At 43.2% G+C, this 12,266-nt stretch carries 13 protein-coding genes; 5 read left to right on the plus strand and 8 right to left on the minus strand.

Going from position 1 to position 12,266, the window contains the following annotated elements:
* Positions 1 to 207 precede the first annotated feature (207 nt).
* Positions 208 to 1,113 (minus strand): LysR family transcriptional regulator, encoded by a 906-nt coding sequence (locus tag M0221_RS07545; protein WP_483283440.1) that lies wholly within the window; start codon positions 1,111 to 1,113, stop codon positions 208 to 210.
* A 150-nt stretch (positions 1,114 to 1,263) separates the two neighbouring features.
* Between M0221_RS07545 and M0221_RS07550 the strand changes: the two genes are divergently transcribed.
* The 4 genes from M0221_RS07550 (at position 1,264) to M0221_RS07565 (ending at position 4,147) form a co-directional block, all read left to right on the plus strand.
* Positions 1,264 to 1,653: a DoxX family protein gene (locus M0221_RS07550; protein WP_011513873.1), complete on the plus strand. Its 390-nt coding sequence runs from the start codon at positions 1,264 to 1,266 to the stop codon at positions 1,651 to 1,653.
* A gap of 77 nt (positions 1,654 to 1,730) precedes the next feature.
* Positions 1,731 to 2,453 (plus strand): YoaK family protein, encoded by a 723-nt coding sequence (locus tag M0221_RS07555; RefSeq protein ID WP_133104535.1) that lies wholly within the window; start codon positions 1,731 to 1,733, stop codon positions 2,451 to 2,453.
* Between the two features lie 239 nt (positions 2,454 to 2,692).
* Positions 2,693 to 3,403 carry a pirin family protein gene (locus M0221_RS07560; RefSeq protein ID WP_483283441.1) on the plus strand — a complete coding sequence of 237 codons (711 nt, stop codon included), beginning with the start codon at positions 2,693 to 2,695 and terminating at the stop codon, positions 3,401 to 3,403.
* A gap of 135 nt (positions 3,404 to 3,538) precedes the next feature.
* Positions 3,539 to 4,147 (plus strand): nitroreductase family protein, encoded by a 609-nt coding sequence (locus tag M0221_RS07565; RefSeq protein ID WP_483283442.1) that lies wholly within the window; start codon positions 3,539 to 3,541, stop codon positions 4,145 to 4,147.
* Positions 4,148 to 4,295: 148 nt separating this feature from the next.
* On the opposite strand, the gene M0221_RS07570 is transcribed toward M0221_RS07565, so the two are convergent.
* The 5 genes from M0221_RS07570 to speB form a co-directional block, all read right to left on the minus strand.
* A complete protein-coding gene (locus tag M0221_RS07570; protein WP_483283443.1) occupies positions 4,296 to 4,406 on the minus strand; it encodes a hypothetical protein in 111 nt (36 codons plus the stop codon).
* A 21-nt stretch (positions 4,407 to 4,427) separates the two neighbouring features.
* Positions 4,428 to 4,601, minus strand: a complete 174-nt coding sequence (locus tag M0221_RS07575; RefSeq protein WP_228707432.1) for an aldehyde dehydrogenase family protein — start codon at positions 4,599 to 4,601, stop codon at positions 4,428 to 4,430.
* A 177-nt stretch (positions 4,602 to 4,778) separates the two neighbouring features.
* The gene (locus M0221_RS07580) at positions 4,779 to 6,185 is read right to left on the minus strand and encodes a YjiH family protein (protein WP_483283444.1); all 1,407 of its coding nucleotides are present in this window, start codon (positions 6,183 to 6,185) and stop codon (positions 4,779 to 4,781) included.
* Between the two features lie 120 nt (positions 6,186 to 6,305).
* Positions 6,306 to 8,066 (minus strand): 5-guanidino-2-oxopentanoate decarboxylase, encoded by a 1,761-nt coding sequence (locus M0221_RS07585; RefSeq protein ID WP_483283445.1) that lies wholly within the window; start codon positions 8,064 to 8,066, stop codon positions 6,306 to 6,308.
* Between the two features lie 120 nt (positions 8,067 to 8,186).
* The gene (gene speB / locus M0221_RS07590) at positions 8,187 to 9,155 is read right to left on the minus strand and encodes an agmatinase (protein WP_201532048.1); all 969 of its coding nucleotides are present in this window, start codon (positions 9,153 to 9,155) and stop codon (positions 8,187 to 8,189) included.
* 276 nt (positions 9,156 to 9,431) lie between these two features.
* On the opposite strand from speB, the gene M0221_RS07595 reads away from it, so the two are divergent.
* Positions 9,432 to 10,304, plus strand: a complete 873-nt coding sequence (locus M0221_RS07595; protein WP_483283446.1) for a LysR family transcriptional regulator — start codon at positions 9,432 to 9,434, stop codon at positions 10,302 to 10,304.
* A gap of 32 nt (positions 10,305 to 10,336) precedes the next feature.
* Here M0221_RS07595 and nhaC read toward each other — a convergent pair whose 3' ends face one another.
* Entirely contained in the window at positions 10,337 to 11,761 is a 1,425-nt protein-coding gene (gene nhaC / locus M0221_RS07600; protein ID WP_483283447.1) for a Na+/H+ antiporter NhaC, read from the minus strand.
* Between the two features lie 92 nt (positions 11,762 to 11,853).
* Positions 11,854 to 12,195, minus strand: coding sequence for a 4a-hydroxytetrahydrobiopterin dehydratase (locus M0221_RS07605; protein ID WP_020443697.1), 342 nt, complete (start codon positions 12,193 to 12,195; stop codon positions 11,854 to 11,856).
* Positions 12,196 to 12,266 lie beyond the last annotated feature (71 nt).

Consider the following 12,266-nt stretch of genomic DNA (forward strand, 5'->3'; position numbering starts at 1 on the left):
TCCTAAAAGCTTATTGCGGCTTGGATTCAAGGGCTTGGTCTCACACAAGATTCAGTGATTGACATTATTATACCCAATGTCAATCAGTATTTGCCTATCGTCATCGGTGCATTGCGCGCTGGTATTTAACACCTATTAAGTTGCTCTAAGCGAATCTATACAGGCATTACAAACTTAGCCAAAACAAACACCAACGCATAAACAAAGTTAAAAACGATCCCAATACGGATCATCGCCAAAACGCTCAGCGATAAAATCGATTAGATAACGGCAGCGCTGCGATAAGAAACGGTTTTTAGGATAAACAGCATAAGCATTTAAAGTCGGCAATTGATAGTGCTGCATGATGGGCACAAGTGCACCACTGGCTAAGGTTTTGTAAGTAATAAAATTGGGCAAAAAAGCGATTCCATGACCTTTTACCGCCATTTCTCGTAAAAAGTCGCCATTATTGACCTTTATCTTTGAGTTGATAGCGACTTGGTACTTTTTACCTTGCTCATCTATGAGCTCTATCGTGCTGGATTTGTTTAAACCGTATTGTAAAAACTCATGCTTGGCAAAATCTTCTAGGGTGGTTGGTGTGCCCATTTTACTCAAATATTCAGGGCTAGCACATAAGGTATAGCGAATCAGCGCCAGACGTTTGGCTTGATAGCTCGAGTCCTGCAGTTCTCTAATACGAATCCCCAATTCAAATCCTTCTTCAACCAAATCTGTATGCCGGTCAGAGAAATCGAGCTCAAAGTTCAAATTGGGATGCTGATTGGCATATTCATCAATGACATCATTTAGATGCATCAAGCCAAATGACAATGGCGCGGTCATTTTTAAGGTGCCCTCGATACGCGTGGGCGCACCACTAGTTTCTTCGTTTAGGGCGTCAACTTCGCTCAGTATATTGTTCACCTTTTGGTAATACTGCTCACCGGCTTGGGTTAAGTTGGATTGGCGCGTGGTTCGGCTAATAAGTTGACTACCCAAGCGCGTCTCTAAATCCTTGAGACGACGGCTAACGGCTGATTTGGCAATGTTTAATTGCTCAGCGGCTTTTGTGATGCTGCCGGCTTCAACAATGCGCACAAACATTGCCATGTCTTCTAATTGTCCCATATAAAATGCTCCTTGACTGTTCTCTAAATAAGAACTGTTATTTGCGATTATTACGGTTTATCTATACGTGGTCAACAATTAAAATACAATCATTACTTAGCGACATACAAACGATTTAGATCCACATTGTGACATTTTTGGAGAATTACTATGGATAAATTACAAGAGCTTAGCGCCCCAATTGGTCGCCTATTTTTATCAATGATTTTTATCTTTTCAGGCTTTACCAAAATCACAGGCTATGCTGCTACTCAAGGTTATATGGAGTCGATGGGGGTACCTGGTATGCTACTACCGTTGGTGATTGCCCTTGAGTTATTTGGTGGCATTGCTATTTTGCTTGGTTTTAAAGCACGCCTGATTGCGTTATTGTTCGTGGGTTTTAACATCATATCAGCACTGCTTTTCCATCAGTTCTGGATTGATGAATCACAAATGAACCCGTTTATGAAAAACATCGCGATAGCAGGTGGTTTCTTGATGATTTTTGCTCATGGTGCAGGCGCTTATTCAATTGATCACAGCAACACGCGTAGATAAATGCCTATAACTAAAAGTAAGAAAACAATGGTTAAACATGTATTTATGCTCACTAATACTTATGACAGTTCCTTATCATGACAACTAACGCTCACAGCCCATCTAATGATAACTTACCAAGTTTTTGGCAGCGTCATCAAACGCCTGTGTTATTGACAGTGGTTGGCGGTGCCATTGATACCATTGGTTTTATCACCTTGTTTGGTTTCTTCACCGCACATGTCACGGGTAACTTAGTGATGGCGGGCAGTGGCTTGGTGAAAGGTGAAGCCGGTCTATGGATTAAACTTGCCGCCTTACCGTTATTTATTTTGACGGTCATGGTGACCAAGATATTTATTGACCATAGTAAAAATAAACAGCTAACACTGAGCCATTTATTCTTAGCGGAAGCATTTTTTCTGACCACTTTTATGATTGCCGGTTTGTACTATCAGCCTTTTGTCGATGCTGGTGATATAACCGTGGCGATAACGGGTGGATTAGGCTTAATTGCGCTGGCGATTCGTAATACCGCTAGTAAAACGGTGATTAAGCATATGAGTCCGACAGTATTGATGACGGGTAATACTACGCAACTGGGTATCAATCTGACCGATTACTTGGTCAATCGTACAGCCGATAATCGCAAAAAACTGGCACACAGCTCAGTATTGGTATCTAGCTTTTTAGTAGGCGCATTAGTGGGTGCGTTGTTATATATGCAGCTAAGTTTTTGGGCAGTAGGCTTATTTGTTTTGCCCGTGCTGTATCTATCAGTTAGGGCGCGTGATAGAGACTTTTTACAACATATTGCGTAATCGATTTTTGGGTTTATGGCAACCGTTTATGCAACTGACCCTGTTATAGAGTCCATGGTTCTACTATGAATATGTGGCGCTATCTCTGCCATCCAATTGTTCTAAAAAAAAGAATAGTTAATTGCAGTTAACGTTGTTTATCTATTAGAGGACAACAATTATAATAGACCCATTGTTTAAATAAGTTAATTAATAATACATTTATAGATATTTAACTTATTAATATCTAAGGATAAATCATGAAAACGATCTATCATGCAGCAGACTCTCGTGGCGATGCCAACCATGGCTGGCTAAAAAGCAAGCACACTTTTAGCTTTGCTAATTATCATAATCCAGAACGTATGGGTTTTGGTGCGCTACGCGTCATCAATGATGACTTCGTCATTGGTGGTCAAGGCTTTGGTAAGCACTCACACCGCGATATGGAAATTATCAGTATTCCTTTATCAGGTAAGCTCGGTCACGGCGATAATATCGGTAATAATGGCATTATCGAAACCGGTGAAATCCAAGTCATGTCAGCGGGTACTGGTATCACGCACAGTGAAATGAATGGCGATGACAAAGAAGAGGTGAAGTTCCTACAGATTTGGGTTATCCCAAATAAAATGAACGTTGAGCCTCGTTATCAGCAAATCCGTATGGATAATACTCTAAAGCCAAATGAGTTCAATCAAGTATTGTCACCCAATGCGGACGATGCAGGTGTATGGATTCATCAAGATGCTTGGTTTAGCATGGGTGATTTCGATAAAGGTGTTACCCAAACCTATCAGCTAAAAGATCCTAGCAATGGTGTTTATATCTTTGTCATTAGCGGTAAAGTCGTCGTAAACGGTAACACTTTAGATACCCGCGATGGCCTTGGTGTTTGGGACACCAAAAGCTTCACGATGGACGTCATCGATGATGCTAAAGTATTGCTAATGGAAGTACCAATGAGCTAATGGACGCTTCAACGCATTTTAATTTATCTATACTAAAGGATAATTATTGGAAGTGTAGATACTGCATATAACCATTAACAGTACCGATCATTTATTAGTTCGAATCAATTTATATTAACCCTGTGGAGAAATACTATGTCAGACCTAAATACCTTACAACAACTTGCCGAAAAACGCCGTTCTATCTATGCGTTGAGCAATCAATTGCCCGTATCGAATGACGAGGTCGTTAAGTTGGTTGAGCATGCAATCTTGCATACGCCGTCATCATTTAACTCACAATCGACGCGTGTTGTCGTATTGTTTGGTGAAGAGCATCAGAAACTGTGGAATATCACTGAAGAGATGCTACATGCAATCGTTGGTGATGAAGAGAAGTTTAAATCAACAAAAGACAAAATCGCGGGCTTTAAGGCGGGTGCAGGTACAATCATGTTCTTTGAAGATCAAAGTGTCGTGAAAAGCATGCAAGAAAACGCGCCGTTATATGCGGATAAGTTCCCCATTTGGGCACATCAAACCAACGCGATGCATCAGTATGTTATTTGGACGGCTTTGGGCAGTATCGACGTTGGCGCAAATCTGCAACACTATAATCCTATTATCGATGACAAAGTTGCTGAAGCATGGAATATTGACAAAGACTGGACGCTAAACGCTCAAATGGTATTTGGTGCTATCGAGCAGCCTGCAGGCGACAAAACGTTTAAGCCTGTTGAAGAGCGCATGAAAGTATTCGGTTAATATCGCATAGTTTTCAATACTAAGCTGCTCACAATATAGACAATAAAACCGCTATCGAAATATCTTAGCGGTTTTATTGTTCTGACATTCTTTATTGGCTTAAAAAAGCCTTCTTATTGGAGGCTTTTCTATGTACAGATTTTGAGCATTATTGCGGTAACAAGATATGCTTGCTCTTTTGATAAGCCGATAGACCACCTGCGCCCAACTCTCGACCAATACCACTTTGCTTAAACCCGCCCCAGCCTGCTTCTGGCAATACTATTTTTTGCTCATTTATCTAAATACGACCTGCTTGGATTAATGTCACCTCAGAAGGTTTTAACAGTACGTTACAGCCTGCAGCCAATGCAAAGGCTAATTTCCAAGCAGTGGTTACCATTGGAAAATTCCACGGGACAATAAGCGCACAGATATCAACGGGTGTAAGACCGATAGACTTGAGTAGCGACATCCACTGCCATATCTACGCGGGCTTTTGTGCTCAGTCTGGTCTTAGTAATCACCTCTCCTAAATTTGGGTCATATAATGCATAAGTATCTTTCTCATCATCTCGGTCTACCGCTTCAATAGCTACCTTTAATCAGGCACAACCGACTGCTGGCATAGCATTACGCACAAGCACATTTTTTAATACAACAGATGCGCCACGGTAGTAATAACCACTAAACTGATCAGCGTGCGCAGAATAAAAATCATAAATAGCTCTAACACGTTAAGCTTGATGTTTGATTTTAAAATCAGCGCACCGACTTCAGACATATAGATAATCTGGGTAATAGAAGCTGCGCCAACGATAAAGCGCGTCATTTCACTCTCGATACTCTTACCAACTAACGCCGGCAAATACATATCAGCAAAGCCCATAATCATCGCTGGTGCCGCTTCAGCAGCTTCTGGAATTTGTAGCAATTCAAGCACTGGTACGAGCGGTGCCGACAACCAATTAAATACCGGCGTATACTCGGCTAAGCCAAGACCGATGGTACCGATAGCAAAAACCACCGGAATTAAGCCAAAATAGATATCAAATAGGTTTTTTAGGCTGTGTTTAAAGACATTACCCAAACTTGGCATAGAGTGTGCGCGCGTGATTGCACGGTTGATCGCCCATTGATAGGTGGTGTACTCAGTTGGAATCTCTTCATCAAGCATGCTCTTACCTAAGTGATAAGTATCAGGCTTCAAAGACAATGGTGGTAGGCGCGGCATGATAATGGCAGCAATAAAGCCCGTTAAGGCAATGGTCAGATAAAAATACACAAAGTTATTGTCAACGCCGATGGTTTTGGCAACCACATAGGTAAAAGCGATGGAGGTGACCGAAAAAGTCGTTGCGATAATGGCTGCTTCGCGCTGACTGTAGTAGCTTTTATCATACTCTTGCATGGTCACAAGTAAACCGATAGATGCGGCGCCAAACCAAGAAGACATAGCATCGACGGCTGAGCGACCCGGCAACCGGAACAGTTTGACAAACACCTTACTCGACAAGGTACCCAAAAATTCCATCAAACCAAAATCCGTAAGAAACGGCAATGATAAAATGGCAAAGAAGAACAAAGGAATCAAAATCGGTATCAAATCTTCAAAAATGACGCCGCCAGTATTGCGGTTGATAATAAACTCAGGTCCGATTTGTAGGTAAATCATCCAAACAAACAGCGCCCCTAAAAACCGCGCAGCAAGCCAAAACCAATCGACATCAAACAACTTTGCGCGCATAGAGTCTGCTGGCAGGTTAGGCTTCAAACCTTTGAGCGCTAGCGCTCCGATAAAAGAAACCGTAACAATCGCTAATGCAGCATAAACAACATAACCTCCGATCAATGCTTGCAAGGTATCGGTCAGTACGCCCAATAAAATAGTAACCTTGCCGTCCCATTGAAACGGGATGATAAATAACGCAATACCCAATGCTGAAAACAGCAAGAACTTCCACATTGCGGCGCGCCACTGTGCGCCTTGCGGGGTCTCTGACACACTAACATGATTGCCCAATATGGGCTGCTGCGATTGATCAATAACATTTGACATCTGATTCCTCCTTGATAAGCGACGATCACCAATTTTTCCCTTTGGCGGTCTGACCAATGCTTGGATTGAGTGAATTGGTCGGATCTAATTTTATTAATTATTTTTAGTACAAATCAATATTCAGCTAAAGCAGGCAAAGGTCTTACCCATTTCAAGAAGAAATTCATCAGCTTCATCAATTTCATAAATGATGGGTTGTGTGCCTTTAATGTCTTTTTGCAATGCGTCGAGCAGCTGCTGCTTATCTGTGATTCTGCGATAACCTGCGCCAAATCCTGCTGCTAATGGCTCAAAGTTCGGGGTTTTAATATTGACCCCAATCAGTGGCAGGCCACCCTCTTCCATATAGCGGCGAATCTCACCATAACCTTGGTTGTTCCATAACAGCACAATCAATGGCAGCTCAAGCTCGGCGGCGCAGATTAGTTCTGCGATAGTAAACTGAATGCCGCCATCGCCAATCAGACTCACAACCGGCGATTTTGAGCCAATCATGGCACCAATAGCGGCAGGCAAACCATAGCCCAAGGTGCCAAAGCCAGTCGATGAATTAAACCATCGGCGCGTCGCTAAGGCCTCAAAACCAAGGTTGCCACTATAAACAGGCTGGGTTGAATCGCCAACGAATATGACTTCTTTTACTTCATCTCGAATCAGCTGTAGCAGCGCATTTTGACCAGAAAAGTCTGGTGTCATTTCCTCTATTAACGCTTGCTTTACTTTTGCTACTCTCACGAGGGCTTGATGATTCAGCGGTTTATTTTCTAAGCGCGTACATAGACCACTAATGGCCATTTGCGCATCGGATAATACGGCGATATCCGCTCTAAAAGGACGCTGCAATTGCTGAGCATCGCAATCGATACGAATCAGCTTACCGTTGATTTTAAACTCGCCATTAAAAAACACATCATAATCAGTCTCACCTAGCTCAGTACCAATCGCCAATACCAAATCGGCTTCAGTAATAACGGCTCGACCTGCTGCTAATGATTGATTGCTGCCTAAGCTCAACGGATGAGCGGGTGGTAGCAGACCTTTGGCATTAATGGTCAAAAATGTCGGCGCATCTATCAGCTCTGCCAATTTTTGTGCGTCATGATCGACATCAACGCAGCCACCACCATAGAGCAATACTGGATTTTTTGCCGCTTTTAGAGATTCAACAATCAAATATAATTGCGCAGGATGAGGTAGTGGTCTCATGACTTGCGGTAGTGTTAAACCATCATCAGCTTGGCTTTTTGCAGTGTTATCTAAATTTTTAGTTTTATTAAAATTAGAGGTTAAATCAGGCGGCTTGGCGACCTGACTGGCATCGGCGGTAATCACATCAATGGGCAACTGGATATGCACCGGTCCCAGACGCGCGCCATTAAATAACGCAAAAGCTTCAGCGATGACTTTGGGTAACGACTCAGGTTGCCAGATGGTTTTACTTATGAGCGCAACCTTACTGACCATACCTTGCTGGTCATGCAATTCATGCAAGTGCCCTTCACCGCTGCCGGTATGCTGCACTTTATTGACACTAGATATCACTAGCATCGGTATAGAATCTGCCAATGCTTGCGCCATTGCCGTCATGATGTTGGTCATGCCGGGACCGGTGATAATAAAGCATACTCCGACTTTACCAGAAGCGCGGTAATAACCATCGGCCATAAAGCCTGCGCCTTGCTCGTGACGCGGCGTCACATGGCGGATATTGGTATTGGGCAGGCCACGATATAGCTCGACCGTATGTACGCCCGGAATACCAAATACCGTCTCAACCCCGTAATATTCTAGCCACTGTACGAGTAGCTCACCGCAAGTTAGAGATGAGGTAACGGGCGCGGAATTTGGCAATGAAGAAGGCGTTTGTAGAGAATGCGTCATGAGTTAATCATCCTAAAAAATTCAATAGCAATTAAATAAGTCGTTCAATATCAAATCCAAGCTAAACCCAAACTGCCCTTTAATTCCTTATAAAAGGCAATTTAAGATTATAAGTCATGCTCAATAAATGGCTTTAACCTTATCGTCATAGCGCACACCCGGTAGGATACATAGCATCTCAAATAGCAGGTTCGCGGCTAGTACCGAGGTGTTACCAAACGGGTCATACGGCGGTGATACTTCGACCAAATCGCCACCAACCACATCAAGTCCGCGCATACCACGAATGATCTCAATAGCTTGTGTTGACGTTAAGCCACCGATTTCAGCGGTTCCCGTACCCGGTGCAAACGCAGGATCAATCCCATCAATATCGAAACTTAAATATACTGGGCCATCGCCTAATTTTTCGCGCACTTCTGCCATCAATGGCGTCAGCGACTTGTACCAGCATTCCTCAGCAGGCACTACGCGAAAACCTTGCTCGGTTGACCAATCAAACTCTTCAGCACTATAACCCGTACCACGTAAACCAATTTGTACCACACGATTACCATCGATGAGGTTCTCTTCAACTGCGCGGCGGAACGGCGTACCATGGGCAATTTTTTCGCCAAACATCTCATCATTGATATCAGCATGCGCATCGATATGCACCATACCGACAGGGCCATGTTTTTTGGCGAGCGCACGCAAAATAGGCAGTGCAATCGTATGATCGCCGCCTAACGTTAAAGGAATAGCGCCATGACTGACGATTTTATCGGTATAGAATTTCTCAATAATATCGACGCTTTTTAGCAGGTTAAAGGTATTGATAGGCACGTCGCCAATGTCAGCGACTTGTAAGGACTCAAAGGGAGCTGCGCGAGTGGCGACGTTATAAGGGCGAATCATGCGTGATTCATCGCGAATCTGGCGTGGTCCCAATCTTGCACCGCTACGGTTTGATGCGCCAATATCTAAAGGCACCCCAACGAATGCTACATCCAGTCCTTCAGCATCAGCTTGGGTTGGCAGGCGCATCATAGAAGCGAAGCCGCCAAATCTTGGCATATCGTTGCCGCTTAATGGTTGATTGAATTTCATCACTTACATCCTTGTATCGATTGGTCAAAACAGACAATTTATCTATATTACTTTTTGTCTATGTCACTTTTTCTATAGCTCTGACAATACCTAAATATCAGAGGCGAGACCATGGTAAAATTTAGAAGTAAACTTCTGATTTTTCGTAGTAACTTTGATTTATTCGTTATTTATAGAAGTTTTATAAAAAAATCGGTTAAGACAATAGATACGGGGACATGACTTTCGATGCTAGATGAATTAATAAAAATTGATATCAAAACTCTGCGGAGCTTTATGGCCATCGTGGAGTGTCAAGGTGTGACCGCCGCGCAGTCACGCTTAAATGTCACGCCGTCTGTCATCAGCGGTCATTTAACCCATTTAGAAGATCGTTTGGGTATGACGCTTTGTCATCGCGGGCGCGCAGGCTTTAAGCTCACCGAGGACGGTGCAGCGGTTTACGAGGCTTGCTTAAGTTTTACCGAAGCGGTGGCCAGCTTTCAGCATCAACTGCATTATATTCGGCAATTAGATTCGGTACGCGGCGGTCATATTCGGTTATGTCTCATTGATCAGATGCCAACGGTTTTTTATGATGCGTTACGTCAGTGCTTGGCAGTAAGCTATCGTAATAATCCATTGATACATTTTTCTATCGATGTGCAAAGCCCTGAGAGTATGCTCGACAAGTTACTTAGCAATGAAAGTGATATTGGCGTGGGCTATTTTGGCAGCTTCCCACCCCTATTGACCTTTCAGCCCGCATTTATCGAAAAGCAAGTGGTCTGCTGCGGACGCGAGCATCGGCTATTTTATGAGGCAGAAGGTTTAACCTTTGAGGATTTGGAACAAAACTATCCATGGATAAAACGAGGCTATATTACTGATTTGAGTATCAATCATGTCCGTCCAAAAACGTTAAGCGCCACCACTTACCATATGGAGGCGACCGCGCAGTTGATTTTGGCGGGTCATCATGTCGGCTACTTGCCCAATGATTTGGCAAAGCGTTATGAAGAGATGGGGATGATGAAAATACTACTGCCCAATGAGGCAAGTTACGAGGTCAAGCATCATTGGGCTTATCGAGAAAACCTTCATAAGCACGTCGCTGATTTTTTAGAGCAGATGATTAGCCTATTACGAAAAAACCCCTTTAAAGAATGAATATTCTTTAAAGGGGTTTATGTAGCCATTATTTAATTAACTGATTGCGCTTTTTGATGCTTACGGACGCTAGACCCATCTTTACGCGTAATCGTTATCCCTGTAAAGCCAAACAATATCGTCAGTAGCAATGATAAATAGCAGAAGAACGCATAAGGTAGATAATCAAGCACTGGTACGCCTAACGCTTGACTGATAAACACACCGCACACACTCCATGGTACAAGTGGATTGATAACTGTACCAGCATCTTCAATGGTGCGTGATAGATTTTTTGGATGCAAGTTCAAGCGCTCAAACGTCGGACGAAATGCCGTACCCGATAAAAGAATACTCAAATACTGCTCACCGATAAGGACATTGATACTGAGTGCTGACATGGCAGCGGCAAAAATGGCGCGTCCTGCTGTCGTTAAACTGTCTTTAATACCAGATAACAGTGCTGGCAAGATACCCAACGCCGTCAGCAATCCGCCTAAACTCAGCGCCAATATCACAATCGCTTGAGTAAAGAACATACTTTGCACACCGCCACGCGACAGCATACCGCCCACTTCACCAAGCTCCAATGACTCTGCGGGTGTATAACCTGCAAAGAAATAACCGCCCAACTGCCCAACGTTTGGCGTGCTATGCATATAAGTAATGATAATTGCCACAGCAATGGTACAAATAATGGTGTAAATGGCATTAACTCGAAATAGAGCTAGCGCAATCAAGACTACAAATGGCAATACCGCATAACCATGTACCAAACCACTGTCAATCAATTGTCCTTTTAGCACCGTTACTTGACTTAAATCTGAGCCAGCCGTCTGTCCTGAGAAAAACCAAAATAATATAACCGTTAATATCCATGCTGGCACTGTGGTGTACATCATATTGCGTATATGCTCGAACAAATCGATGCCTACAACGGCTGAAGCAATGGTACAAGTATCCGATAATGGCGACATTTTATCACCAAAAAATGCCCCTGATACCACAGCGCCTGCCGCTATCGCAACGTTAGCATCAAATGCATCACTCATCCCAATAAAAGCCACGCCAAGCGTCGCAGCAGTCGTCAAACTACTGCCCAGAGCAATACCGATAATAGAGGTCAACACAAAGGCGGAGATATAATAATATTGCGGTGATATCAGCTCAAAACCAAAATACATCAGCGTTGGGATGGCACCAGACATCATTAAGGCAGCGACCATCAAACCGATAAAGAAGAATAAATAGATCGCACCAATACCGCGCATAACGCCGGATGCCATTTGCGTCTGCATATCATCAAAACTTAATCCTTTAAATATACCAATGCCTAGCAGGACACAGATAGCGAGGATTAATGATAAATGTGGTACCCAGCCAAAGCCAATCATGGTAACGCCCATGATAGCAATGACAATGGCTGAAATCATAAATGCCAGTTGCGGTGAGATTTGGGTTAAAATTTTTGGAGGCATCACACATCCTTAGAGTGCCAGTAGAGTCTGGCAACAGGGTTTGATTTTAGGGTGACAAGTTTAATCAGTTGCTAGCAGTATTGCTACTCTGATTATTTGGTGAGCAAACTGTCGGTCTTGGCTGCCATGACAAAGTCATTGCGATGCAAACCTTTAATACTGTGCGACCACCAAGTGACCGTCACCTTGCCCCACTCTACCAATATGCCCGGATGATGCCCTTCTGCTTCAGAAATCTCAGCAAGCTCATTGGCAAATGCCATTGCTAAAACGAAATTCTTAAATTTATATTGGCGCTGTAATTGCTTGATGCCATCGATTTCAATCAACGTCCACTCTGGAATTTGTTGTAATAACTCTGTTGCTTCGCTGTCGCTGACTGTTGGTGCGCCAATACGGCAGGCTTCACAGCTGGCTTGTGATAATGTCGTCATGATAATATCCTTTTATATTAACTATTAGTTTTTTAATGAATGTACGTCCGTGTTGACGTTGGTTCTTTTAT

It is taken from the genome of Psychrobacter sp. ANT206 (assembly GCF_056880555.1).